Origin of the sequence: Bacillus infantis, from assembly GCF_020171945.1 — a bacterium.
In the GTDB taxonomy this organism is placed as follows: domain Bacteria; phylum Bacillota; class Bacilli; order Bacillales; family Cytobacillaceae; genus Bacillus_AB; species Bacillus_AB infantis_A.
In genome coordinates this window covers 63,584-89,936 of sequence record NZ_JAIVAP010000005.1, presented here as the reverse complement: position 1 = coordinate 89,936, position 26,353 = coordinate 63,584, and the positions used below count along the sequence as shown (strand labels likewise).

Sequence of the window (26,353 nt, the reverse complement as noted above, 5' to 3'; positions counted from 1 at the left end):
CATTCACCTCAGTCTATCGCTGAATAATCTTAATATATTTTTTCAAAAATATGTACTTTTGTCAATTTATCTTTCGAACAAAATTAAAAATCCTGGTTCTTCATCTGCTCTTCTTCAACAATCAGCTGAAGATCATAAAAAGAAATCATCCTGATATCGTATGGATTCTTTTCCTGGTAGCTTTTAGCTGCTTCATATATGAACTTTGGCGTACCTTCCTTTTCTGTATCATATACAAGAAGAAGCACATCGCTTTTTTCGATAAGGAATTGATTCTTCAGCCTGAACTGCCAGGGCTTTTCGTAAGGCTTCCTTGTTACTGAATCCACAAAATCGGCCTGGGAAATGACTGATTCATACCACTCTTTATTGGAATCGCTCCAGTTCTGCTCCTGGTCCAGGAATGGGGTGATGACGGCCAGCTTTAGATCAGGATATTCATCGAGCTGAAGCTGAAAGACCTCCTCAGCAGCCCATAACTCTGCGCCCGGCTGCCCGCTGATAATCACCCATTCAAGCCCTTCATCAAGCATACTGAGCAGGCTTTTCCTGATTGCAGCCCTTATGAAAGCTGCTGCAGGGTCATTTCGTTTGAAAATTCCCAACTCGTGGGGTTTATAGCCTGAGACAACCGCTGTTTTCATTTGGGCTGCTCCTTTCTATGTAAAAAAGTGAGCAGGGGCCTGTAAACAGGCCCCTGCCTTGGTATTCTGCACCTTAATAGGACAGATTATTATCTTCCGAAGCCTGGGCCGCCAAAGCCTGGGCCTCCGAACCCAGGTCCGCCGAAGCCGCCTGCTCCAGGGCCGCCGAAGCCAGGTCCTCCAAATCCAGGGGCCGGGCCAGGGCCTGCGACAAACTGCTGGTTTGTCACTTCATTTACAACTGATTGTGTTTGTGGGAAATAATGCTGATGCTGAAAATTAATGTGGTTGACTGTCGTAGTGTGTGTAGGATGGATATGAGGCACCACATTATTCTGGAAAGTATGATTTACACAGCATTTTGTCGGGTGGACAACTGCCGGGCAAATATTCGGTCTTGGTCCGCAATGCATAATTAAGATCTCCCTTCATTCTGTTATATTTACACTAACAAGTTATGATGAAAGGGGGAATCTTGTACTAAGGAAAACACCTAATTTTATGCATTTGCCGGGGTTTTTTCGCTACAGCATCACATAAAAGCTGTCCTTCATGCTGGAAAAAATAATGACTGTCAGACAGATGACAACAAAAAACAGGAACAATATTGCTTTATACATCCAAACCAGCCTCACTCTTTTTATTCACTGTATGTAGCATACAACATTCAATTTTACAGCTTCAATGAGGTACAGACAACTAATAAATAATGGTTTTTGCATATAGAAATATTAAAGTTTTGTTACAGCGGGCAGACCTGCTTCCCTTGATGCAAAAAAGCGCAGCCAGGATGATACTTTCCTGATGCTGCGCTTTTTTCACATGCTGAAACGGTCATGATTCCGGGACTGTTCTTTTTCCAGCTTTGCATAGAGCCTCCGGATCCGCTTATCTGTTTCCGGCTTAAGCCTATCAGAGGTACCTGGTGCAGGAACGGCTGCCAGCGCCTCTCTCGCTTTTTCAGCATAATGGACTGCCCGCCCAAGATCTTTGCTGCGATGCTCAAAATATTTTGCCAGTTCAATGGATGATTCAGCAGTAATTTTCGGATCGGACTCCGAATCGGCGCATTCCTGCCAAAGAGCGGCCGCCTGTTCCCAGTCCTTCAGTTTCTTGTACTCAAACGCAAGTGCATTCCTGGCCTTTAACGACTCTTCATTTTCTGTCTGTGCTGCCTGCACAAAGGCTGCTTTCGCCGAAGAAGTGTTGCCAAGAGAAGAAAACCACCGCCCTACTTCATAGGTTTCCGCAGCGGTCTGTCTGCCGTCCAGCCCAAGGAGCTGATAGGATAGATGTGTGTACAGCGTTATGAGCGACAGGATATCGATTTCATTATGCTTCAGGATTCCGAGCATGCCTTCAGGGTTCTTTGTCTGGACAAAATCAAAATAAATCATCGGTGCAAGGAAGCCTGGTATATCATCTTTCCGCTCAACACCAAGCACCTCCTTCTCGACGATGGAAAGCTTCAGCCTTTCGAGCCTGTGCTTCCAGATCCTTCGGGATGCGTGGTAAAGATCAAAATGCCCGAAAGGCGGAAGCTTGGGTACCTGTTCCCTGATAAGGGTATGCCTTGTCTTCACCTGCGGCCAGTCAAAAGCTTTGCCATTATAGGTGACCATGGTTGTATAATCCACGCTGTCCAAAAAGCTCTTATAAAGAGGCACCTCTGCACCGGGATGGGGAAGGATGTGCTGCCTGAGCTTCACACCATCACGCGTTACACTGGCATGGCCCAGCAGGAAAATCGTGTTGCCGGTGCCGCCGCCAAGACCCGTTGTTTCTGTATCAAAGAAGAACAGCTCCTCAGGCTGATGCCCGGCAGAGGAAAGCGGATGGGACACATCCCTGCTGTTCCATGCATCCACAGCTGCCGCAAAATCAGAGAACCGGTAATTCCCATGCTTCCAGTCAAGCGGATATTCCTTTTCCCTGACAAGGCAGAAGGTATCCTCAAAATGGAATGGGACAACCCCGTTTTCCTTCCACAGGTCATGAAGCATAAATTCCTTGGGAACTTCTGCTGTCCCGACAGGCTTAGCCGGTTCACTCCCCTGTTCTTTTGAAAGATGAGGCTTCAATCGGTTCAGCTTATTTTTGAGGCTCATACCGCTCCCCCTCCATAGCCGTTTTTCTGAATAAAGCCAAAAGCTTCAAAACATCGCTTTTTGCCGTATTCATAGCTGAGTCAGTCCCAATGCACGATGGGCAGCCGTTCTCGCAGGAGCAGCCTGCTACCATGCCTTCAGCTTTTTGTATGACCGTTTCAATGCCATCATAGAGCTTTTCACTCAGCCCGATGCCTCCCGGATAGCGGTCATAAAAGAAGATGGTCGGCTTCTCATTATGCGCGGCCTTCACTTGCGGTACGACGAAAATATCCTGCGGGTCGCACATGACAAACAATGGGGCTATATGCTTGAGTGCATGGGCGGTCCCGATCAGACCTTCTTCAATACGGTCCTCATCAAATTGGATCTGCTCCTTGCCGATGGATATCCATGCCGAGCTTGTATGCAGCTCTTCCTGAGGCAAATGGATCGGCCCGGATCCGATGTTTTCATGTGTTTCAAACTTGATCTTCTTGAAAATCGTTGCCATGGCCAGCACGCTCACATCGCCATAGCCGATTTCCATTTCACCGCGTGACCTGTTTTTATCTTCTTCAAGCACTTTGAGCTCGACGGCCAGATTGGCATCTGTGAAATAATCCACATCAACCTCCCTCACATATGCTTTCTTTTCATCCCAATCCAGATACTCAACCTGGAACTGGGTGCCCTGATGGAGGTAGATGGCTTCATCATGCAGGAGTGTCATCGCAGAGAAACGGTCCATTTCGCCTATGACCTTCACGTTTGCAATGTCTGACTGATCAATGATGATGACATTTTCCTGTGAAGCAGACCGGAGGCTGATATTGTGGGCAGGAAAAGAATCATTCATCCAGTGCCATTTATCGCCGTTTTGGTAAAGCACCCTTTCCTCTGTCAGATATTCAAGAAGTTCCTCCGTATCTGCAGTGCCGAATTTCTCCCCATATTTAAAAGGCAGCTCGTAGGCAGCACACTTCATATGGTCGATTAAAATGATTAGGTTGTCAGGATTGATCCTGGCCGTTTCCGGGCTTTTATTGAAAAAGTAGTCCGGATTCTGGATGACGTACTGGTCCAGGGGGCTGGAGCTTGCAACAAGGATGACGAGAGACTCGCCATGCCTCCGCCCTGCCCGTCCTGCCTGCTGCCACGAGCTTGCGATCGATCCCGGATAACCCGTCATGATGCAGACCTGAAGCTGGCCGATATCCACGCCAAGCTCCAATGCATTTGTACTGACGACCCCGTAGATTTCACCCGCACGCAGTCCCTTTTCAATTGCCCTTCTCTCTGTCGGCAGATAGCCTCCCCGGTAGCCTCTGATGGCTTTCGGGCCCAGCTGATGCTTAACCAGCTCCTGGAGGTAGGTGAGCAGGATTTCGACTCTGACCCGGCTCCTGGCAAATACAATGGTCTGTATGCGGTTTTTCAGGAGCCTTCCTGCCAGCTTCCTTGCTTCAAGCGTGGCGCTGCGCCGTATATTCATCGGTTTATTGACGATTGGCGGGTTATAGAACAAGAAGTGCTTCCTTCCGCTTGGCGCCCCGTTATTGTCTATCAGCTCCATTTTCTTTTCCGTCAGGTTTTCAGCAAGCTCAAGCGGATTGGCAATGGTAGCCGATGTGCAGATGAAGAGCGGGTCGCTCCCGTAGAAACGGCAGATGCGCCTGAGCCTGCGGATCACGTTTGCCACATGGCTGCCGAACACGCCTCTGTATATATGAACCTCATCAATAACAACGTATTTGAGGTTTTCAAAAAGAGAAACCCATTTGGTATGATGGGGAAGAATCGCCGAATGCAGCATATCAGGGTTTGTTATGACAACATGGCCCGCTTTCCTCACTTTTTCCCTTATATTTGCCGGAGTATCGCCATCATACGTATAGCTGTTGACAGGGAGCTCCGCTTCCTGGATCAATTCATTTATTTCACTCTTCTGGTCCTGGGCCAGTGCTTTGGTAGGGAAAATATACAATGCCCTCGCCTTCGGGTCGCTGACGGCCGTCTGCAGGACGGGAAGGTTATAGCATAGTGTTTTACCAGATGCAGTGGGTGTGACAGCCACAAGGCTTTTTCCCTCAGAAGCAGCAGCATAGGCAGACCTCTGGTGTGTATAAAGGCGGCTGATGCCCCGCCTTTCCAATGCATTTCTCAAGGAAGGATGTATATCCTCCGGCAGTTCCTCTGTTTTTGCCTCTTTTTCTTCAATAGTATGCCAATGGACAATATTGTCCTTGAATTCTTCAGTCATCTTTAAATCTTTCAATATCTCCTGGAGATTTTTCCTGAGCTTCATTTTCCGTTCACCTCATACACTCATTCTACCGAATAAACGTTCGTTCAAAAAGGTTTTTCTATCGTTTTACCGTTGGATTATTTTGGAACATGATTTGAATAACCAATTTTAGGATTATCAGATTTTTCCAAAAACAAATTGACTGATGGTATAAAATTTGCGACAATTCAGATATATTTTTTACAAAATGCGGCTCTCCAGCCGCGGAAAACCTATTTTAACAGATATATAGAAGAATGGGGGTCAATCGTTTTATGCTATTACTGAAAAAGCTGTTCATTTTTCTCCTTGTGCTGGCAAGCTTTCTCTTGATTCTGCTGCTGCCAAGAGAACCGGTCATCCATCAGCCTTCCGCTTTTCACATTGAAATGGATTATCCTTTCAGTGCAGAGGCCTACAAAAATAAAATCCAATCCTTCTTTCAATTTATCCAGAAAGAAAACGGATTCGGCGAGAGCCGGACCGGCAGGAAAGTATCTGAAGAAACCATCCTCTATATGAAAAGAAGCCTGGGAATCATCCTTCCTGCTTTCTTTATCAGCATGGCAGCCGGCATAATGGCCGGAATTGCAAAGTTTTCTTTGCGCCTCCGTATGCGGGGCAAAATCCAGGAAGCGCTGTCCTGGCTGTTTTCATCTGTTCCTGATTTTTTTCTGTATATGAGCCTGCAGTATATATTGATCAAGCTGATTCAATTGGGTTTCCCAAAGATTACGCTTTACGGCCATGAGCATTGGTACAGTTTTCTGCTCCCAATGATCTCACTGACACTTTTCCCTTTCATTCATATGGTCAATTTTACCGCTGCTGCAATGGACAAGGAAAGCGGGGAGGATTATATCCGGACAGCCTACTCAAAAGGACTGGGAAGGAAAAGGATCTATCTGCATATCCTTTTTAACTGTGCAGGGACACTTCTCAATCAGGCTCAGTTCATCATGCTGTACATCCTGTCAAGCCTGCCGATCGTGGAGAAGTTATCCGGCTACGAGGGAGCAGGAAACAATCTGCTTAAGAGCATCCTGAATTATAATGATGTTTCTTCTTTTGCGCTGATGCTTCCATTCCTGGTGCTGATGTTTTTAACCATACTGGCCTCTCAATCAGCTAAATATCTTTTTATGCCAAAAAGGCCAGGGGGAAGCGAATTGATATGAACAGAAAATTTCAGTGGGAAAAATATAGTGTATTTCTTATAAGCCTGCTTTGTCTTGGGATTTTGGCTTTTATTGCTTTTATTGGCCCTTACCTCCCTTTTATCGACCGTGATCTGTCGACGATCACTTACATAATGGATGAAAACCGAAAGCCTGTCATCCCGCCATATGGGCCAAATGAAGACTTCCCTCTCGGAACGGATAAAGCAGGCAGGGATCTCTTGAGCCTCATTGTGCTTGGCGCTAAGGAAACGCTTTTCCTGGTCGTTGTCATTACAGCGCTCAGATATGCATTGGCGATTCCTTTTGCGTTCCTGGCGCATAAAAAAGTGCTTGCTGCCGATTCTGTCCTGAAATGGCTGAATGGCTTCTTATCCTATATCCCGACCATTATCATTGTCATACTGGTCGTTAATCTGCCGCCTTTATTGTTTGCTGAAGACCGGCCTTTCTGGCTGATCCTTGTGGTTGCCCTTTCCGAAGCAGCCAGGGCTGCCGACATGATCAAATTGGAGTTTGATGAAGTTTCATCTAAAGAGTTCATTACAGGGGGAATAGCAGCGGGAACCACTCCCTTTGGCATGTTCAAACGATATTACTTGCCTTTTTTGTACGGGAAAATTTTGGTCTATATGATTTCAGATCTGGGAAAAGTCATGTTCCTCCTGGGACAGCTTGGCTTTGTCGGCATCTTCATTTCTCAGCAGTTTGTCCAGATGCCAACAGGGCTATGGGAATTTGTCAACACTTCCATCTCCTGGCCGATGCTTCTGAAGGATGCGTTCATCGACATCCGGGGCCCGATCTGGATTCCATTCTTTGCAGCCTTGTTTATGACTTTTTCTATATTCACCTTCAATCTCCTTTCCCAGGGGATCAAAAATATTTTCGCTCGGAAGATAAGGTATCTGTAAGTAAAACGCTGCGTCTTCCTCCAAGGGACCAATCGGGCGCTAATTGCATACTATATCCCAAGATTCTGTTTGGGAGGAGATGCATGAATGTCTTCACAGCTGCCTGATGGCCCAAAAAAGAAAGAGAAAAATGAGCCATTCAGCGATATCATGAAATCGATGAACACATTCTTTCAGGAAAAACCCGTCAAAGGGTTCTTGCAGAGCATTGATGATTTCTTTAAGACCCCCTTTCCGCAGAGTACCTTTTCTGTCAGGGTATCTGAAACCGATAAAGAGCATCATATTACAGCAGAGCTTCCGGGAATAAAAAGAGAGCAGATCCATATTGATGTGCTGGATAATTATATTACCATTTCAGTCAGCCATGCGGAAACCGTCCTGCAGGAAGATGACAAACACAGGACCTTCAGCCGGAAGCAGACGGTGCAGCAATCATCAAGAACCATCCCGCTTCCGCAGCCTATCAATGAGAAAAAGGTAAGGGCCTCTTATCAGGACGGTCTGCTGATCATCCGGGTAGCTAAGCAGTCAGGCAAGAAAATCATCATTGACGAAAACAATTAATGCCTATTGAGAAGCTTCCCTGCCAGAGGCATCCAAGGTTCCTCTTTAGAGACTGAAAAGCTCCCTTGCGGCTGCAGCAAGGGAGCTTTTTGCATATATTCTTCAGCTGAAGAGTGCTATTCGAGCTCCAGCCAATCTGTAAAATAGCCTCGCGGCACAAAGAAGTAATCTGCAGCAAAATCGGCAAACATTTCGGAATCCACTTCTTTATATTTATACTTTTCATAATACGCTGAGAGGAAGTCCATTCCCACATCACGCGGGTCATTGCCTTTAACCATGAAGCGGTTATTGACCAGTTCAAGCAGCTTTACTGCCGGCTGGCCGTACACATACCCGTTATGGGCCACTTCATCTAAAGGCACATTTGAATGCTGCCTTTTAACGTTTTCTTCTTCTATGCCCTTCATCCGGTTAAAGGGAATAGAAAATGCCCTCATTTCCCCCTCGCCTTCTCCCGCATAGAAATACATGCTGGTTGCAAACTCTGTAATCCCCTCGTCCACCCAGGCTTCATAATAAGGATCATTAGAAACGGTTCCGTAGAAATACTGGTGGGCTATCTCATGGACGATGGAAGCCTGGTAGAAATACGAATCTTCAATATACGGATTGATCGTGACAATGCCCGGATATTCCATGAACTGGCCTTCGTCCAGGACGACATCAAGCGTCTCATGAGGGTATTCCCCGATTTTATCCTGGTAGAATGACAGAGCCTTTTTCGCAAGCTCGAGCGACTGTTCAGGGTCTTTATTATGATCTTCTTTTGTAAAAAGCCTCACCTTTACCCCATTTTCCGTTTCGGCCTCATGTACGCTTGTATTCTTAAGAATACTGATGAAAAAATCCCTGACCTTTTTAGCCTTCAAAGTTCCCCTGGTTTCAGAAGCTGGCGGGTCTTCATCTGCTGTTGAGGCAATCGTATAGCCTTTTGGTATATCATAGGTAACCTTATAATCCGAAAAATCGGTATGATAGGTTTCCAGCCCTTCGGAATACTCTTCCTTATTCCATTTATGTTCACGGAAGGTTGCCAGCATCGGATACCATTGGGCAAGATAATAATTTTTACCCACTTTCGAGAAACGATTTCCTTTTTCAGGAAGGGTGAATTCATAGTTTATCTCAACTTTGCCTTTATCATCTTCATCCATTTTTTCTGAAAGGAAGACGGTTAAGGTATCATCCTTCAGTTCATACTTTGCTTCCTTCCCGTCCACCTCGATGTCATCCAGAGTTACGGAGGCCCAGCCTTCCACGCTTTGGAATGAATGGCCTTCCTTGAATACATTCGGGATAAAATAGAACACCAGCTTATCCCATTCATCCTCTGACTCGTTCTTCACTTCAATATTGGCCGTCGATGAGAATTTTCCTTGCTTGTTCATCTTAAGGCTCAGGTCATATTCAGCCTTACTGAAGTTTTTCACCCCTATATCCTGATCCTTTGTGGCATATACATAGGTGCCGGCACTGACAAAGAGGATCAAAAGAATTATAAGCGCCATCGGCTCAGGCGACAGGAACTTCCTTCCTTTTTGGGCATCATAATTTTTCCTTACCGGCTTCAGCTTTGGCTCCTGACCGGTTTTGATCCAAGGTGTTCTCTGGTAATTGGACTGGAAGCGGTTTTTCATGCCATTGGCCAGCAGGCTGAATGAAATGGTCGTGATCAATAAGACTGCAAGGGGCACCATTAAAATATGGAGGTTCCCATAAATATTCCCCCTTGCCTGGCCGACCAGTCCTGCCAGCTCTTTCGTTATGGAATGGAACAGGAGCGGATCATAGGTGACCCTTGTACCGCCGACAAATATCTCCAGCAGGCCAAGCTGCCCCATAATCGTAATCACATAGACAATCTCAAGAATGAACATGACAAGAAATGTTTCCTTGAGCTGAGGGAAAATATGTTTCCAGATGAGCCTGTGCCTCCCTGCCCCCAATGCCCTGGCAGCTTCTATGTATACAGATTTGTTCAGCTCTGCCGTTTTCTGCCGGACAGAAGAGACAATGCTTGGAATGCTGACAAGGGAAGTGATCAGGATGAACAGCATGATAAGCTTCCATGTCGGAATGAATGTTAGTGTATTGATTCCCCTGAAGAAAAAATAAACGATCAGAAACAGCGGGACAAAGCTCCATGCATTTTCAAACGCCAGCAGCCATCCCGGTGTCCGTTTCCAGGTCCCCACATACAGGCCGATAATGGTACCCAGCACCATCTTGATAAAAGTTACGGCAATCGCGATGAAAACCGTATATTTCAGGCCATTGAGAATCATCGATGCAATGTCATAGCCCCATCGGTCAGTCCCCAATGGATATTCATCAGATTCAAACGGCTGGATCGGCGGTGCAAGCACCTTTCCATCCTTATACTGGGTTTCCAGCGCTTCAGACAATTGGTGGGGCGCCAGATAAGGCCCGAAAACAGCAAAGAAAAGCAGAACACTGACTAGAAATACGCCAATATATAATGAGTAATTCACTCTGAGGAGCTTATTCATGGATCAGCACCCGCTTAAATAAATAAAATAATAATCTGATAGAAAGATAAACGATCAGCGACATCAAAAGCATTGCGAACAAGCCGATCGCAATGGGCTGGAATCCATTAGCCTGGAAAATGAATTTCGTGATTCCTGAAACATTCATTATGTACTCAACGATAAATAAATTGCCAATCCCAAGCGAAATTACCTTTGTCATTTCAGCAAGGATAAAAGGCTCGATGTTTTTAAAAACATGCTGAAGATTGATATAATCCAGCCGCATCCCTTTAGCCACCGCGGTCCTGATATAATCCTCGCCGCTCAGCTGATAGTATTTCACTGCCACCAGCTTAAACAGATACAATGTTGGGGCTATCGCCACAAGCACTGTCGGAAACCACGTGTTCAGCGCACCAGAATCCGGCCTAAGGGAAATGATCCTTATCCCCGTCATTTTATAAAATTTTACGGCAAGGATCATGCTAGCAACAATAATGATGAAATCCGGGATTGATGCCAGAATGTTAAGGATATAATTGAAACCCCTGGCTGCCCGGAACCTGCTGATAAAGACACCGAAAACAAGGCTGAGCACGACCGCTGCCAGGATGCCTGCTTCCATGATTTTCAGGCTTGTTATAAAGAATCTTCCGATATCCTCCCCGATGGACCGTGTCCTGGTCCCCTGCTGATAAGTACCTAAATCCCCATCTGCTATTTGTGTGAAAAATTCGCCGTATACCTGCGGCAGCGCACCCGGACTGAAGCTCAGCGATTGTGTTTCCGGATCCGCGGTTACCATCAATGGCAGTGAGGCAATGAGAAGAATAAGCAGTACCACGATGATAAGCTGCTGTAATTGCCTAAGCAATATTGACCACCCCTTTTTATATGACCTACAGTCAATGTTTACATTTTCCAATCCCTTCACAATTTTGTCAATAATATTCCATGAATTCCGAAATTTTCGCCGGCCGCATTGATGAAGACCACATAGAAAAGAACAGCCTGCATCAGCTGTTCTTATACCTTGAATATGCCTCCCAGCCCTTTGACCATTGATGAAACCTGATTAACCGCGCTCATCATCTGCCCGGCTGTATTCATCATTTTATTGAAGTCCAGGGATCCATCCTGGCCTTTAAAGGAATTCATGATTGACTGGACCCCTGAGGGCTGTTTTGCCATAAAAGACTGCTTCGGGTATGGGTTCATGAAAGGATACGGATTGTTCGGCTGCTGGCTTTGGGGCTGCTGGTATGCTTCCTCCTGCTGCAGCGGATTCTGAAAAAGCCCCTGGCTTATAGGCTGCTGGACTTGAGGCTGAATCGGGGGCTGCATATGCTGCTGATATCCCTGGAAATAGGGCGGAGTATTATGTGCCTGCTGAAACGGATTGAAATATGCTGATTGATTGCCGGCAAAAGGCTGGTACTGGGGCTGATATTGAGCCTGGGGGCTTCCTTGCATAGTCGGAAATGCAGAATAGTACAGGTGCCGGCCGTTTATGCCGCTGCCCCCTGGCTGCAGCACTCGTGCCGGAAATCTTCTCTTTTTCTGAAACATGGGCAGACATCCTCCTAATACTGATCACTACTTTAAATTATGAAGCTTCTGCCCATTTTGTGCATTGCAGGCAAGATTATCCGGTTTTGTCTGCTTATGATGAATTTTGTCGGAAGTTTCAATTTTTTAAAAACGGAGAATCTTTTTTGTTTCATGATACGATATTGAAAAAGGCGGAGGAGGAACATTAATGAACATTCACGAACTGAGAGTCAAATTTTTGCAGCTGAAAGATTATAGCCCCGAGAGCGTCAATGAATTATTGGATTTCGCCAAAAAAGCCTATATCCACAATGAAATCACCATTAATGAATACCGCAACCTTATTCGTGAGCTTGAAGCACAGGGAGCTGAAGCTGACTGTTCCTTCACCGCAGCAGCAAACCTGCAGAATTGATCCCCGGATTGTAAAGCGGGACGCGGGACGCAAAACTTTTATCCAAGTAAAACTTAGCCTGCGGACAATTGTCCTGCAGGCTTCATTTTTTTTCGCCTAAATGGCCAAGGAGCACATTGAGGACATATTTGGCGGAGTTATAGTAATTAATGAAACGCGTCCGGCTTGTTTCCGGGAAAAAGCATTGGACCGTAATCAGCTCTATATGCTCCGCTGCCGAACTGATCTGATTTTCATGCAGGTTCTTGGGCCTGTTCTCGGCGATCCAGCCGGCAGCCTGAGAGGACCATTCATCCAGCAGGTGTTTGCTGCGATCTGCAAAAGGCTTCACTTCCGCATAGAAATCAGGCTTTGTCCCCCTCTCCCGCGCCTGGCGGTAATGAACTGCCGCTTCCTCCGTACATTCCAGCAGCTCTCTTGTCAGCAGGTCTAATCGTTTTGCCTCTTCCATATATTTCATCTCCAGTTGGATATTTTTGTCCAAAAAAATAAAAGTAGCGTGGTGATCCAGCTACTAAAGGATTATTCTCTATATTTTAGACAACCTAATAGCCCAATTCAAGCTTAATGCTGTCATTACCGCCTGTCATCTTTAGGTCCCTGCCGTCCTTTCTCCCGATCTCCTGAAACCCCTTTTCAGCTTTAGACAGCCTTGATTCACAATATATCATCTTTTGCTGATGTTCTTCTGACATTTGTCCCCTGAATTTTGAAAGGCTTGTCTCAAGTGCTGCATCCAATTCTTCCAGCTGGTCATATATCTCATTCAGCATATGGAGCAATTCTTCTTTCTGTGAAGTGTGTTTCATGATATAACCTCCCTTTTGCATATGCCTGCCCGAGTGTGCGGCTTATTGCTATTCACTGTATTCGCCTTCTCTCTTCACTTCCCTTCACCCTTGACAAAACTAGAAGCGATTCGTCAAAGAAAGTTATATTTTTCAATCAAGGAAGATCGTTTCGACATCTTGGATGGATGAAATAATAGTGATTGAACACACTAGATGATGGAGGTGTTGAAAGATGGCAAACAAGGAAAAACAAAATAAGGTTCAGCCGAAAAAACAGGAAGAAACGAAAGCTGGATATGGCAGCAAAAAGCTGGAAGGCCCGGACAGACCTTCCACCTGATGAAAGCAAGGGGGATCCCTTGCTTTTTTTATACTGCCGGCTGTACAGTTTCTGAATTGGGCCTAATAAAACCAAGGTTCCGGAGATCAGGGAAACTTTCTCCAATAAGATAGAGTCTATGAGAATAGTGTTTCCGGGCTTGTGGTCCAGAGCCGCTGTTTTCACTTTTGCTGATATAGTGGCCAAGGTGCTTGAACTGTTTCCAGCTCAGCTGCCTGAAACCCTCAGTCGGCAGCTGCCCCTCCCCATCCCTCTTGTCAAAAACTGACGCTGGGTCTAGCTTTTAAAACAGATAAATTTCTTTATTGCCGCTGCCCTTTCCAGCTGCCTTTGCTTATGCAGGAACCACTCTGTCATCAAGACAGGCTCCTTGATCTCTACTTCTTCTGCAAACCAATCCGGGTTGGCCCTTCTATCCTTAGACCAATCATGGCTTTCATGTATGTGATGGCTGATAATGGGGTAAGTATCTTTTAAGGTTTGCATAACACGCCCTGTTCCGCCATTAAGGAATTGTTCATAATCCGCCCTCGACCCCGTGTGGGGCACTTTTCCTGCGAACTTCAGGAACTCCGGGAAAAGAACCGGTGAGAACAGAATCCTTGCAAGCCGTTTTCCGAGCATGATCCTTTCGTCTGTTTTTCTGAATTTCTTTACACTTGCGCCATAAAGCCGGCCGCTGCAGGTTGGAAACAGGACCGAGCTGAAATGCATCCAGTCCTGGATGGAAAAAAACAGTGAATGGAACACCCTCCTTTTATAAACCGGATGTTCAATCACAGGGCGCTGGATCAGATTTTGTTCGTTTATAATGAGGGCTGTCATCAGTCTTTCCCGGTCCCCCTCCCGCCAGTAGCGGTTCCATTCTGCTTCCATAAATGAAGAAACATGAAAGAATGGCAGAAGGTGAAACATTGGCGAGTTTTTTTTCGTCGAATATTCATAGAGAAGCAGCTGTGGAAAGGCATCTGAGAAAATGAGCCAATTGGCACGCTCATATGTAAGGAAAAGCCGCTCCCTGATTTCCGGTCCAAGGAGGCAGGACAATGAATCCTCTTCCAGATCGCACATATTCCAGCCTGCATTTCTGGAAACCATACTCGCCAGGAAAGCCCATTGGATGTCCTGGTGGGATTGATAATAGTCAAAATAGGCATCAGTCCGGCTGATATTATCTTTGTTATAATGATCCGCAATCGAACGGATTTCTTCGGCGAGCACCCGTTCGGAGCTGTCAAGTGTGAAATTGGCAGTCTTTTTCAAAGCAAACCTCCTTGCTCACTGCTTTTATCGTTCACTTTTTGGTGCTTTTTATTCAACATTCCAGCCGGCACTTTTGGTATGATGAGTAATGAGCGATTGCCGGCATGCCGGCAAAGAAAAACGGGCAGGTGAATGCAATTGAGTTTCCACTATCCAAACGGACGAAAGTATTTGCCGCAAAAGACGGCTGCTGCGCCTGTAAAAAAGGAGAAAAAATGGACATATTCCAACAGGGGGATGACACTAGAGGATGATATAAATGAAACGAATGCTTTTTACCTGGAAAGAGGGCTGGCTGTAATCCATAAAAAGCCCACTCCAGTCCAGATTGTAAATGTGGACTATCCAAAAAGAAGTGCTGCAGTTATCAAGGAGGCTTATTTCAAGCAAGCCTCAACAACAGATTATAACGGCCTTTATAAAGGAAGATATATTGATTTTGAAGCGAAGGAAACAAAGAATAGCACATCTTTTCCCCTTAAAAATTTCCATGCCCACCAGATATCCCATATGCGCAGGGTAGTTGACCAGGGGGGGATTTGCTTTGTACTGCTCCGTTTCTCAGAGAGCGAGGAAATCTTCCTTTTGGAAGCCGGCTCCCTTTTCCCATTTTGGGAGAGGATGGAGAATGGCGGGCGCAAATCTATTGCGAAAACGGAAATAGAAGAAAATGGCCATAGGATCCAGCTTGGCTTCCAGCCCAGGATTGACTATATTAAAGTAATAGATTATCTTTATAATCTTACATGATTTTATGCAGATGTAAGAAAGGATGAATATATATATGGCAGAAAACTACAACTCAAGGGAGGAACGCCGGAAGCAGCAGTCTGCCGGCACTAAAAAGAAAACTCCCAAAAAGAAAAAAGGCGGTATCTTTAAAAAGATATTTCTGGTGCTGATCGCACTCGGTCTTGCCGGGATCATCATCGGGGCCGGTGCATTCGCATACATGGTCAAAGATACGCCAAAGCTTGATGAAGAGAAGTTGAAATCCGCTATCGCATCTGAAATTTATGATATGAACGGGGAGCAGATTGCGACCATTGGTTCCGAAAACAGGGATTATGTCGAGTATGAGGACATACCTAAGATTGTAGAGGAAGCAGTCATTGCAACAGAAGACTCCCGCTTTTATAAACATCATGGCATAGATCCGATCCGCCTCGGCGGTGCAGTCCTTGCCAACATCACAGAAGGCTTCGGTGCAGAAGGAGCGAGCACCATCACCCAGCAGGTTGCCAAAAACTATTTCCTCGAGTTTGACAAAAAGCTGTCCCGTAAAGCGCAGGAAGCATGGCTTGCCATCCAGCTGGAACGCAAATATACGAAGCATGAGATTTTAGAGCTTTATATGAACAAAGTGAATATGTCGCAGTACTCCTACGGTTTCGCGACTGCATCGGAAACGTATTTCGGCAAGCCGCTGAAGGACCTTGAGCTCCATGAAGCGGCACTGCTTGCAGGACTGCCGCAAAGCCCGAACAATTACAATCCATTCAACCACCCCGACAAGGCGGAAAAAAGGCGGAACATTGTTTTGACGCTAATGAATAAGCATGGATACATCACAAAAGAACAAATGGAAGCGGCCAAGAAGGTTCCGGTCACATCTTCCCTGGTTGCCGAAGAGAATCGGAAAATCAATGGAGACATTCCTTATGATTCTTTCATCGGGCAGGCCATTGCTGAAATAAATGATAAGTATGGAACGATTAATGTCTTTACAGACGGATTGAAAATTTATACAACACTGGACAAAAATGCACAGGAATATGTTGAGACAATGCTCAACGGCAATGAAATTGTTGAATTCCCGAACGAGGAATTCCAGGCGGGCATCACGCTCCTGGATACAAAGACCGGAGAAATCCGCGCCCTTGGCGGAAACCGCAATCCTGAAGTAGAATTTGGCTTCAACTATGCCACTGACCAGAAGCGCCAGCCAGGTTCGACCATCAAACCTGTGCTCGACTATGGCCCTGCCATTGAATACTTAAAATGGGGCACCTACTATACCCTGGATGATAAACCTTACACGTATTCCGACGGCACCGAATTCAACAACTGGGACGGCCGGCATATGGGTCCTATGAGCATGAGAGAAGCACTCGCCCGTTCACGGAATGTCCCTGCGGTCATGGCTCTTCAGGAAGTAGGACTTGACCGGGCTAAGGACTTTGCTGTCGATCTCGGCATACCATTGGACGAAATATTCGAATCATATGCCATAGGAGGGCTTGGAAAAGGGGTTTCCTCCATGCAGATGGCCGGAGCCTACAGTGCTTTTGGAAACAACGGCATTTACAATACTCCCCATACAGTCAAAAGCGTAGAGCTTAGAGATGGCACAAAGCTCGATCTGGCTCCGGAATCAAAGGTAGTCATGAAGGACTATACAGCCTTTATGATCACAGATATGCTCAAGAGCGTTGTAAAGGATTCCTATGGCACCGGCCAGCAGGCTAACGTGCAAGGCCTGCCGGTCGCAGGAAAGACAGGAACAACCAATTATAGCAATGATGAAATATCCAAGTATAATGTTCCTGACGGCGCAGTACCTGATGCCTGGTTTGCCGGCTATACAACGAATTATACAGCGGCAGTATGGACTGGCTATAAGGATAGGAAGAATTATCTTCCTTCAAACGGAAGAGACCAGAAGATAGCCCAGAATCTCTTTAAAAATTTAATTGCCCATGTATCCGAAGGCAAAGACACACCTGACTTCAAAATGCCGAAAAGCGTAGAAGTCGTTAAAATTGAAAAAGGCACTTCAAAGCTCGCAAGTGCCTATACGCCAAGCGACCAGATCCTTACTGAATATGCAGTTAAAGGAGAAGCGCCTACACAGGTTTCAAAGAAATACGACAAGCTTGATGCGCCGCAAGGCTTATCTGCAGTATATGATCCTGAAGCCAATGAAATCGTGGTTGGCTGGGAGTATGGTTCAGAAGAAGGTGTACAATTCGAGGTGAATGCTTCGGTTGACGGCAGCGGCCAGCAGCCTACGGTAACAAGTGAAAAAGGCTTAAGGTTCACTGCTCCTTCCCCTGGAAGCACATATACTTTCAGCGTAACGGCGTTTAGAAATGATATGCGAAGCGATCCTGCTTCTGTTTCTGTCACCATACCAGGGGCTCCTGAGGATGATGGACAGGAAGAATCTGAAGATGGTGAAGATGGAAGCCAGGATGACGATGCTAACCAGAATGATGATGAAAATGAGGAAAACAATCAGAATCCTGGCAACGGCAACGGCAACGGCAATGGCAATGGAGGAAATGAAGAAGATGACGGAGAGGACGATGGCAGCGGTTCTGAAGGCGAGACCGGCTCCGGTGGTGAATCCGGCTCCGGCGGAGACTCAGGGCAAACCGGCCAGAACGGAGGACAGACCGGCTCGGGCGGCGGAACTGGCTCTGGGTCCGGCTCTGGAGGATCCGGGACAGGAACCGGGTCTGGAGGTTCTGGATCTGGATCTGGATCTGGCTCTGGCTCTGGATCCGGTTCGGGGAGCGGAACTGGATCAGGCAGCGGCTCCGGGTCTGACGGCAGCAATTAGTCCGACTCATCTTTCATTAGTAATCATAAATGTAAAAAGCGTTTAAGCTTTGTGCTTAAACGCTTTTTCTATGCTTGCTTTCTTTTGGCGCTGCTTTTCTAATTCAGCCTGCAGCTCACATAATTGGATGAACGAATGATAAAGGGTCGGCCTGGACAAAACAAATTCCAGCCGTTCATTTAGATTAGCAGGCTTTACACTCAATTTATCAAACTCACCAGGGATATCCAGCCTGGCCGGCTTTCCGTTGGCCCAGAACAGCATCTGAAGGAAAAGGCCTATAGCATGCCTCATCAATTCCGCTAATCCCGTCCTCTTCCGTTTCTCATGCAAAGCTGCGATGGAGATCTTTACCTCCTGCCACTGTTCAATCCTGGCCGGAAAGAACTCTTCACCCTTCTCCCATGGCTTGAGTGCTTCAATTCCATGATAAAAAGCAACCTCATAGATGAAGATAGCATCTGCCTGAAACTCTGCTGCCCAAGCAGGCTCCCATACTTCCTCCTCTCCCATCAGAAAGGGATGGGATACTTCAGGAGGCAGCCGCAGCATGATTTTTTCGCTCTCCCCCATTATTTCCTCTTCATCCTTTTCCGGCCTTCTCTGCAAAGGTCCAGAAGCGGGCAGATTTCACACTGCGGGTTTTGTGCCTTACAGTGATATCGGCCGAAAAAAATCATCCGATGATGTGTAACTGACCATTCGTCCTCAGGCACCTTTTTCATCAATGCTTTCTCTACTTCGAGAACAGAATCCTTCCATCTGCAGAACCCGAGCCGTTTGCTGACTCTTTCCACATGGGTATCTACTGCGATTGCAGGCACATTGTAGGCCACAGAAACGACGACATTTGCCGTTTTTCTTCCGACCCCCGGCAGCTTTGTCAGTTCATCCCTGTCATGCGGGACAATGCCATTATACTCGTCGATCAGCAGCCTGCAGAGCTTATGAATGTTCTTTGCCTTGTTCCGGAACAGGCCAATCGACCTGATGTCGTTCTGCAGCTCCTCAAGGGAAACAGCTAAATAATCCTCAGGCGTTTTATATTTTTGAAACAGGTTTTTGGTAACCTTGTTGACCAGCGCATCTGTACATTGAGCAGAAAGGGCAACCGCGATAACAAGTTCAAAAGGATTTTCATGATTAAGCTCGCAATGGGCATCGGGGAACATTTCGCCCATAACATCCAGGCAATGCCTGATTTGTGTTTTATTCAGCATTTGTATCACCACTCTGTATTTAAATAGGTTTCTATTATCTTAACCTTTTCTCTATATCCTGTCCTTCCAAACCCTCTTCAGGCACCGGAGAAGCAGGAATATCATATAAAAAGGGCGGGAGAAGTCTCCCGCCATAAACTTTATTGCTCAAGCCAGTTGTAAAAAGGGATTGATTTTTGCTGAACAGGACGTTCATCCGTTTTTTGCCTTGACTGCGGCTGGTTTTGACGGAATTTGCGTCCAAAGCTCTTCGCCTGTTCGATTGTCTTAATCCCATTTTTCTTCCACTCAAATAAAATACGGTCGATATAGCGGAAATTCAGCTTTCCGGATATAACTGCCTCCCGCAATGCCGCTTTAATGATGACAGGGTCATGGTGGTCATCATCCATCCACATTGCCAGCGTTTCACATTCAAAAGGCGAAAGCGGCCTGCCGAATTCTTTTTCGAAGCATGTATACAGATCCATCTCTTCCTGCTGATGGGATTTAATATCCTTTTGTTTATCATCGATGAGAAACTGGTCAACCACCCTTTCCCAAAGGGGATCAAGCGAATACTTTTCAAAGCGTATTCCATCATCCGAAAAGCCGTCGAGTATTTCTATAAATCCCTTCTGGATCAGTTTCCGGATCATATCTGTGCAAGCTGTATCAGAAATCGTCATTCTGGACGAAATTTCATTTGGGGTAGGAAAGTCTCTGCCTTTTTCTATAAAGGAAGATATATGCAAAAGCAGGACGAGTTCCTGTTCAGTTATATTCAGTTTATGGTAGCGGGCCAAGAGGGCACCTGGTATGGACAGGCTCCCTTCCTGAAGCCACTTGATCATATTGTCTTTCATCCTGGACACCTCCTTTAGAGTATATCATGAACATTCAGGGCCAGTAAGGAGAATAACAGGCAACGCTGGCAGAAATTAGGTCTGAAAACAGCGCATGGCCTGAGTGCATATGAATAAAAAAATCCGCATAAGCGGATCCTTTTATTTTCCTTTTAATGCTGTAAGCGGAAATGAAAACTGGCAATTACTGAGGCGCGAAAACATGTGCGCAGCAGTTATGCCATAAAATGTTATTTATATCACTGGGTCTTTTCTGCCACAAACCTGCAGATACGTTCTACAGCCTCTTCCAAGGATTCAAGCGAAGTTGCATAGGAAAGGCGGATATTGTCCGGAGCCCCGAATCCAGATCCGGGAATGACCGCTACCAGTGCTTCCTCAAGAAGCGCTTCGGCGAATGCATCTACATCTCTGTATCCAGTCATTTCGGCTGCACGTCTGGCATTAGGGAATAAATAAAATGCGCCCTGCGGCTTAATGCAGGTGAATCCCGGTATAGACACAAGCTTTCCGTAGATCTCTTCCAGCCTGCCTTCAAATGCCTGCCTCATCTCCTCTACAGGATCCTGTGACCCGGCATAAGCGGCAATGGCTCCGTACTGGGAAGCAGTGGTCGGATTTGAAGTGCTGTGGCTCGCCAGATCGGTCATTGCCTTGATGATCCTGCTGCCGCCCGCTGCATAGCCGATTCTCCAGCCTGTCATTGAATGCGATTTAGAAACACCATTCACGATGATGGTCTGCTCTTTTAATTCAGGCGACAGCTGCGCAATGGACACATGGCGGTTATTGCCATATACAAGTTTCTCGTATATTTCATCCGATACGATCAGAATGCCTTTCTCAAGGCACACTTTCCCAAGCGCCTTCAGCTCTTCCTCCGTATAAAGCATTCCGGTCGGGTTGCTCGGAGAGTTGATGATGACTGCTTTTGTTTTCTCTGTAGCCGCATCCTTCAGCTGCTGTGGAGTGATTTTAAAACCATTCTCCTCAGAGCCTTCCGCGTATACAGGGACGCCTCCTGCCAGTTTCACCTGCTCAGGATAGCTCACCCAGTATGGGGTGGGGATGATGACTTCATCTCCTTCATCAAGAAGCACCTGGAAAAGGGTGTATAGCACATGCTTTGCTCCGCTTCCGACAAAGGTTTCATTGATTTTATAGTCGAGCCCCTGGTCTTTTTTTAGCTTTGCAGCTATTTCGGCTCTCAGCGCGGGAAGACCTGCGGATGGAGTATATTTCGTATGCCCCTCATTCATTGAAGCCAAAGCAGCATCTATGATATGCTGCGGCGTGTTGAAGTCCGGTTCTCCTGCCCCCAGCCCAATTACATCATGGTCCTGGGCTTTCAGTTCTTTTGCCTTAGCTGTTATCGCCAGCGTCGAAGAAGGCGTGAGCGCCTCCACCCTGCCTGCTAGCTTTATTTTCATAGCTTGCGCCTCCATTTCATCCTCATCATAAATTTTCAATCCGCTTGAGCATTTCCCCAGTTTCAAAATGAATATAATAATAATTGATCAGGCCGCCATTAGAGCGATAATACACTTCCCAGAGAGGAAAGCCCTTTTCCATCCCCAGCTTCGCAGAAATGATCTCTTTTGGCTGCTTTTCCCTTTGAACTATTTCAATGGCCTCTTGTTTAGATATGCCGTCTTTTGCATTCTTGACAACCGGCTTCCCTTTTTTCTCAGGAACCCAGACGATGAGCTCTGTTCCTTTTTTATCCTTTCCCTGCAGGACGTAAAAGGTCTCCTGTCCGTGATAAAGGGTAAAGCTGTCCATTTTCTCGAGTGCTGTCTCTTCTTTTGCCCTCTCAAACGCTTTTTCTGAAGCAGCTTTAACCGGCTCAGTTGAAGCAATATAAACTTTAGCGGCTATCCCGATCAGAATGGCGGCCGCAATGATGCTGATGATGATCCATTTTTTCATATTATCACTCTGCTTTATGTACGATAAATGGTGAATACCGCTTTATTTTGATCTTCCTGGTCAAGTGCCAGGCCGAACATTAAATCCTTCTCCTTTAATGTCCTATTTAAGGAATCGACGATTTTATACAAATCGGGGCTGTTGCTGATTTTTACAGTCGACAGCACTTCTATTTTGCTTTCCATTGTTCTGCTCCTCTCTCCGGACCTTTGACAAATATTGCAGCTGATAATACAGCCCGGACAGCTAATACTATCCTTATAACAGGTCTTTGCCAATATTATAACAGGTGATGTTATCATCCGTTAACCAAAGATGCAAGATTCACCAAAAATTTTCTTCTAGTCCACAACGTCTTTCAGCTGCGCAATCATGCGCAGCTTTTTTGTCTCGTGCCGGGTGCGCGCCTTTCCTTTATGCTATACAGCCTACCGCGCTTCACCCGGGGAAATCGTGATAACCTCATAATTCAAGTCAGTGAACTTTATTGTGACCGTCCCATGGACCCCTGTATAATACACATCGATCCATGCTTCATGCAGCATCTTGAAAAGATCTTCATCGGGCTTCACTTTCCTGGATTGGAAGATGACGGCTATCTGAGGGTCAAGATGCTTGATCAGCTGCCCTGAAACCGAATTGCCCTGCCCGAAGCCTGGCATCTTCACTATATTAACATCCGAAAGACTTTTTTTGAGAAGGGCCTTCTCTGCATCAAGGCTGCTGGAATTAAGCAGCAGCACCTTATGCTTCATAAATGTAAGCTCAAGGTCCATCCCTTCTTTTGGGTTTTCATTTTCGAACAGGACCTCTGCCTTCAAATTATGGAAAAGCTGCTGCCTTGTGCCGGCACTCCATATATGGATATTCACCTCTTCAAACTCTTCAAGCTCTTCCATCCGTTTCCGGGCCAGCCCCTGGCCGGCAACGAGCTGCTTAACACCGAATTCCTTTATGATGCTTCCGGCATTCATCATTGAATTTGCATCTTCTTCTGTCATGATAATAGTCGATATTTGTTCCACATTATAAAGTCCAAGAAGCTTTGAAAGCTCTTCCCCAGAGCCTTCACCGCCTGTATTAATAAGGATATTCTCTCCATCCGGATGCTGGATTAAGGCAGATTCCCCTTCCTGCAGCGAAAAAAACGTGATTGCCAGCTCATTGCGTTTAAGCTTTAAATCAATGCTTTTTACTTCTGCCGGCAGGGATGGAGATTCAACCGGGACATAATACCAGTTAGTAAACAACATAAGAAAGGCGAATAGCATATTCATCTCGAATTCCTCCAATGCTATCCTTTAGAGTGTGTCATCCGAAAGATTTTATCCTTGTATCCCGGTATATTTTACCTTATTGCAGCCAATCTTCCACAAGATCAACAATAGCATCCAGCGGGCTTACCTTAACTGGTATGCTTGGGATGGAATCAAGGAATGCCCTGCCATATGACGCTGTAACGATTCTCCGGTCAAATACCACGATAATCCCGCGGTCATTCCTTGTTCTGATAAGCCTCCCGACTCCCTGCTTGAAGCGAAGGACCGCTTCGGGGAGTGCATGCTCGGAGAAAGGCCGGCCGCCCCTGCTCTGAATCGCTTCCTTCCTTGCTTCTCCCAAAGGCTCATCAGGAGGAGAGAATGGCAGCCTGACCATCACAAGGCAGGAAAGATCTTCACCCGGAATGTCCACACCTTCCCAGAAGCTGCTTGTCCCAAAAAGAATACTTTTGTCAAACCGCTGAAAGTTCCTTGTAAGCCTTGTCCTGCTTCCAGACGTAATTCCCTGGGCTATAAGAACATATTCTTCGAGAAAGCCGCTTTCTTTGACTAGCTCATAGGTTTTGCGGAGCATATCATGGGAGGTGAACAGAATCAGCATTCTTCCCTTTGCCGCTTCAGCCAGTGAGATGATATGCTCTGTGATTGCAGAAACATATTCTTCCTGAGAAACGGTATTGATTTCAGGCAAATCCGATGGTATGGCCAGCCTGACTTGTGAAGCATAGTCGAATGGGGACTCTATCTGTTCCGTCTGGCAGCTGAACCGGTCAAGGCCAAGTTCATCCATAATATAATCGAATGACTGGCCGACAGAAAGGGTGGCTGATGTAATAACAGCACTTTTCTTCTGGTTGAAAAAGCCGTCCCTCAGATTTCCTGAGACAGTAATCGGCTGAGAATAGACAGTTGTCGCATTCTGCATCGCTCTGCCATCCAGCTCGATCCAGACAGCACAAGCTGTATGTTCGGCAAATATGGTTTTCCTGATGCTCTCACGGACATCCCTCAGCTCTCCGATGCAGGCTGAGGCCTCCTCCAGCAGCGCCTGATCACCAGGTGCCAGTTCACCGGCTGAAGGCAGCAGCAGCTGAAGCCTTTCTTCCAGCGCTGTGATAAGGTCCAGGACCAGAAAAGAAAAGCGCTCTGCTGACGCCTCCACAGCTTTAAGATCCCGCGGGCTTATGTCTGTGAGCCTGAAGCTTATTTTGCTGGATGCATACTTCCTTGCTTTCAATTTCCTCTTTCCATAAATACCCACCAGCTTGAAAAACTCATCCATCTCATACTGAAGATCAGCAACCAGCCTGTTGAGCTCAAAAGGATGAGCAGCACCATCCATAGCGACCCTGCCTTCAAGCAGCCGTTCGAGCTTATAGAGGAGCTGTTTTTGTTCATAAAGCCCGATTTTTCCAAACAGGAGACGGAGAGATAAATAATCAATATAAAAGCCAAAATGCTTTCCGGCCGCCTTGCTGAACTGATGCCCTTCATCAATGACTGCATAATCATATGAAGGGAAAATCTGGGTTTCACCTGAAAGACTGCTCAAAAGCATAGCATGATTGGTGATGATCAGGTCAGCATTTTCTGCGCTCTTCCTTGCTCTATGATAAAAATCCCTTGATTTCCAGCCTGATTCACTGATGAACATGCTGTCCCCATTTTGTATCTTACTCCAGAAAACAGCACCGCCGCTGGAAAGATTCAGTTCATCCACATCGCCTGTAGCTGTTTCAGTCAGCCAGACCAGTATCTGCATTTTTGTAAGTGTAGTATCATAATTATCATCCGCTTCATTCAATGACTGCTCAAACCGGGCAAGGCTTAAATAATGCTTCCTGCCTTTTAATAGCACAGCACTGGCCGGGAAGCCCAGAATTTTTTCAAGCAGCGGCAGGTCCTTCGAAAGCAGCTGTTCCTGAAGCTGTACAGTATAAGTGCTGATCAGCACCCTGGCTCCCTCCTGCCTTGCAAAAATGGAGGCAGGAAGCAGATAGCCAAGCGTTTTCCCTGTACCGGTGCCTGCTTCAATCAGGGTATGCTCGTTATTTAAAAAGGATTGATAGACGGCATCCATCATGGCAAGCTGGCCGGGGCGCAGTTCATAATCCGGAAATGCCTTTTTTAGCATATCTTCTTTTTCCAGGCTTCCAGCGGGATAATCAGGAGCCGGCTGGCGGCTTGATGCTGCTTCCAGGACCCCGCCTGCCTTTATGGCGATTCCGTTATGTATTTCAATCCCTTCAGGGAGTCTCTCCACTGTCCCTTCCTTTTCAAGGAGGATATCTTCCAAAATTTGATCAAGGTCGCTTTTCAGACCTCCTGAAAGCTTCAGAAGCTGTTTGATCGTCGTCCGGGGCAATTCCTTAAGCCGTTCCAGGAAGATGTGGAGCAGTTTTGCAGTGGCATAGGCATCGCTGTCCGCCTGGTGAGGCCTGTCATGCACAATCCCTTCTTTTGCAGACAGGTCTGACAATTTATAGCTGTCAGAGCAGGGCAGCACCGTCCGTGCCAGCTCAACCGTATCGATGACCGGTCCATAAAAGCCCGGGAAGCCTGCATCCAGAAGCTCTTCCTGCAGAAAGGACAGGTCGAACAGAACATTGTGCGCCACAAAATAGGCATCCTCCAATAGCTCCATCACTTTAGGAGCTATTTCTGCAAATACAGGAGCATCATAGACCATGCTGTCATTGAGCCCGGTCAGCTCCTCGATGAAGGCCGGAATCTCCTTCCCCGGATTGAGCAGGCTGGAGTATTGATCAATGATCTTTCCGCCTTCCATGACAACCGCAGCGAATTGAATGATTTTATCGCCCTTTTTGGCGCTGTTTCCTGTAGTTTCCAAATCAACTACTACATATTTATTACTCATCGGTTACACCTCAAACATTCAGTCATTCAAACGGTATCACAAAAGCGGAAAATAAAAAAGGTAAACAGCCTTGCCCGTCGTTATTTTTCTTCCCTTCCATGCCG

Annotated in this window: 24 protein-coding genes; 6 read left to right on the top strand and 18 right to left on the bottom strand. The window is 46.4% G+C overall.

From position 1 onward, the window contains the following. Positions 1-83: 83 nt before the first annotated feature. From LCM00_RS10125 to LCM00_RS10110, 4 genes are all read right to left on the bottom strand, one after another. Entirely contained in the window at positions 84-644 is a 561-nt protein-coding gene (locus LCM00_RS10125) for an SLOG family protein (RefSeq protein ID WP_224901067.1), read from the bottom strand. An 89-nt stretch (positions 645-733) separates the two neighbouring features. Continuing rightward, complete coding sequence (locus tag LCM00_RS10120; RefSeq protein WP_022544119.1) at positions 734-1,057, bottom strand: CotD family spore coat protein; 324 nt, start codon at positions 1,055-1,057, stop codon at positions 734-736. Positions 1,058-1,462: 405 nt separating this feature from the next. Further along, on the bottom strand, positions 1,463-2,752 hold the full coding sequence (locus LCM00_RS10115; protein WP_224901064.1) for a ribonuclease H-like domain-containing protein: 1,290 nt from the start codon (positions 2,750-2,752) through the stop codon (positions 1,463-1,465). Further along, positions 2,736-5,039: a DEAD/DEAH box helicase gene (locus tag LCM00_RS10110; RefSeq protein ID WP_224901061.1), complete on the bottom strand. Its 2,304-nt coding sequence runs from the start codon at positions 5,037-5,039 to the stop codon at positions 2,736-2,738. The genes LCM00_RS10115 and LCM00_RS10110 overlap by 17 nt, the downstream gene beginning before the upstream one ends. Positions 5,040-5,293: 254 nt before the next feature. On the opposite strand from LCM00_RS10110, the gene LCM00_RS10105 reads away from it, so the two are divergent. The 3 genes from LCM00_RS10105 to LCM00_RS10095 all read left to right on the top strand — a co-directional run bounded on the left by LCM00_RS10105 (position 5,294) and on the right by LCM00_RS10095 (position 7,677). Next, entirely contained in the window at positions 5,294-6,196 is a 903-nt protein-coding gene (locus tag LCM00_RS10105; RefSeq protein ID WP_224901059.1) for an ABC transporter permease subunit, read from the top strand. Continuing rightward, positions 6,193-7,110 carry a peptide ABC transporter permease gene (locus LCM00_RS10100; protein WP_224901057.1) on the top strand — a complete coding sequence of 306 codons (918 nt, stop codon included), beginning with the start codon at positions 6,193-6,195 and terminating at the stop codon, positions 7,108-7,110. Before LCM00_RS10105 ends, LCM00_RS10100 begins: the two co-directional genes overlap by 4 nt. A gap of 87 nt (positions 7,111-7,197) precedes the next feature. Beyond that, positions 7,198-7,677, top strand: coding sequence for an Hsp20/alpha crystallin family protein (locus LCM00_RS10095; RefSeq protein WP_224901054.1), 480 nt, complete (start codon positions 7,198-7,200; stop codon positions 7,675-7,677). A gap of 116 nt (positions 7,678-7,793) precedes the next feature. Here the strand turns inward: LCM00_RS10095 and LCM00_RS10090 are convergent, their stop codons facing one another. The 3 genes from LCM00_RS10090 to LCM00_RS10080 form a co-directional block, all read right to left on the bottom strand. After that, entirely contained in the window at positions 7,794-10,172 is a 2,379-nt protein-coding gene (locus LCM00_RS10090; RefSeq protein ID WP_224901052.1) for an ABC transporter permease subunit, read from the bottom strand. A gap of 10 nt (positions 10,173-10,182) precedes the next feature. Beyond that, positions 10,183-11,046, bottom strand: a complete 864-nt coding sequence (locus tag LCM00_RS10085) for an ABC transporter permease subunit (RefSeq protein ID WP_224901050.1) — start codon at positions 11,044-11,046, stop codon at positions 10,183-10,185. A gap of 152 nt (positions 11,047-11,198) precedes the next feature. Beyond that, positions 11,199-11,741: a YppG family protein gene (locus LCM00_RS10080; RefSeq protein WP_224901048.1), complete on the bottom strand. Its 543-nt coding sequence runs from the start codon at positions 11,739-11,741 to the stop codon at positions 11,199-11,201. A 190-nt stretch (positions 11,742-11,931) separates the two neighbouring features. Here LCM00_RS10080 and LCM00_RS10075 point away from each other — a divergent pair, with 190 nt between their 5' ends. After that, positions 11,932-12,138, top strand: coding sequence for a YppF family protein (locus tag LCM00_RS10075; RefSeq protein WP_224901046.1), 207 nt, complete (start codon positions 11,932-11,934; stop codon positions 12,136-12,138). An 82-nt stretch (positions 12,139-12,220) separates the two neighbouring features. Here the strand turns inward: LCM00_RS10075 and LCM00_RS10070 are convergent, their stop codons facing one another. From LCM00_RS10070 to LCM00_RS10060, 3 genes are all read right to left on the bottom strand, one after another. Next, the gene (locus tag LCM00_RS10070) at positions 12,221-12,589 is read right to left on the bottom strand and encodes a YppE family protein (RefSeq protein ID WP_224901043.1); all 369 of its coding nucleotides are present in this window, start codon (positions 12,587-12,589) and stop codon (positions 12,221-12,223) included. Between the two features lie 94 nt (positions 12,590-12,683). Then, complete coding sequence (locus LCM00_RS10065) at positions 12,684-12,947, bottom strand: hypothetical protein (RefSeq protein ID WP_224901040.1); 264 nt, start codon at positions 12,945-12,947, stop codon at positions 12,684-12,686. A gap of 598 nt (positions 12,948-13,545) precedes the next feature. Beyond that, on the bottom strand, positions 13,546-14,532 hold the full coding sequence (locus LCM00_RS10060) for a DUF2515 domain-containing protein (RefSeq protein WP_224901035.1): 987 nt from the start codon (positions 14,530-14,532) through the stop codon (positions 13,546-13,548). A gap of 138 nt (positions 14,533-14,670) precedes the next feature. Here LCM00_RS10060 and recU point away from each other — a divergent pair, with 138 nt between their 5' ends. Both recU and LCM00_RS10050 read left to right on the top strand, forming a co-directional pair. Continuing rightward, entirely contained in the window at positions 14,671-15,282 is a 612-nt protein-coding gene (gene recU, locus LCM00_RS10055) for a Holliday junction resolvase RecU (RefSeq protein WP_224901031.1), read from the top strand. 34 nt (positions 15,283-15,316) lie between these two features. Continuing rightward, entirely contained in the window at positions 15,317-18,097 is a 2,781-nt protein-coding gene (locus LCM00_RS10050; protein ID WP_224901028.1) for a penicillin-binding protein 1A, read from the top strand. 42 nt (positions 18,098-18,139) lie between these two features. On the opposite strand, the gene LCM00_RS10045 is transcribed toward LCM00_RS10050, so the two are convergent. The 8 genes from LCM00_RS10045 to dinG form a co-directional block, all read right to left on the bottom strand. Beyond that, on the bottom strand, positions 18,140-18,670 hold the full coding sequence (locus tag LCM00_RS10045; RefSeq protein ID WP_224901024.1) for a YpoC family protein: 531 nt from the start codon (positions 18,668-18,670) through the stop codon (positions 18,140-18,142). Then, a complete protein-coding gene (gene nth, locus LCM00_RS10040; protein ID WP_224901021.1) occupies positions 18,670-19,317 on the bottom strand; it encodes an endonuclease III in 648 nt (215 codons plus the stop codon). The genes LCM00_RS10045 and nth overlap by 1 nt, the downstream gene beginning before the upstream one ends. A 140-nt stretch (positions 19,318-19,457) precedes the next feature. Then, positions 19,458-20,162 carry a DnaD domain-containing protein gene (locus tag LCM00_RS10035; RefSeq protein WP_224901018.1) on the bottom strand — a complete coding sequence of 235 codons (705 nt, stop codon included), beginning with the start codon at positions 20,160-20,162 and terminating at the stop codon, positions 19,458-19,460. A 239-nt stretch (positions 20,163-20,401) separates the two neighbouring features. Next, positions 20,402-21,586, bottom strand: coding sequence for a pyridoxal phosphate-dependent aminotransferase (locus LCM00_RS10030; RefSeq protein WP_224901501.1), 1,185 nt, complete (start codon positions 21,584-21,586; stop codon positions 20,402-20,404). Positions 21,587-21,617: 31 nt separating this feature from the next. Further along, positions 21,618-22,091, bottom strand: a complete 474-nt coding sequence (locus tag LCM00_RS10025) for a cell wall elongation regulator TseB-like domain-containing protein (protein WP_224901014.1) — start codon at positions 22,089-22,091, stop codon at positions 21,618-21,620. 14 nt (positions 22,092-22,105) lie between these two features. Next, positions 22,106-22,276, bottom strand: a complete 171-nt coding sequence (locus tag LCM00_RS10020) for a YpmA family protein (RefSeq protein WP_224901011.1) — start codon at positions 22,274-22,276, stop codon at positions 22,106-22,108. Positions 22,277-22,519: 243 nt separating this feature from the next. Continuing rightward, a complete protein-coding gene (locus LCM00_RS10015) occupies positions 22,520-23,368 on the bottom strand; it encodes a ComEC/Rec2 family competence protein (protein ID WP_224901007.1) in 849 nt (282 codons plus the stop codon). Between the two features lie 76 nt (positions 23,369-23,444). Further along, positions 23,445-26,249: an ATP-dependent DNA helicase DinG gene (gene dinG, locus LCM00_RS10010; protein ID WP_224901004.1), complete on the bottom strand. Its 2,805-nt coding sequence runs from the start codon at positions 26,247-26,249 to the stop codon at positions 23,445-23,447. Between the last annotated feature and the right edge of the window lie 104 nt (positions 26,250-26,353).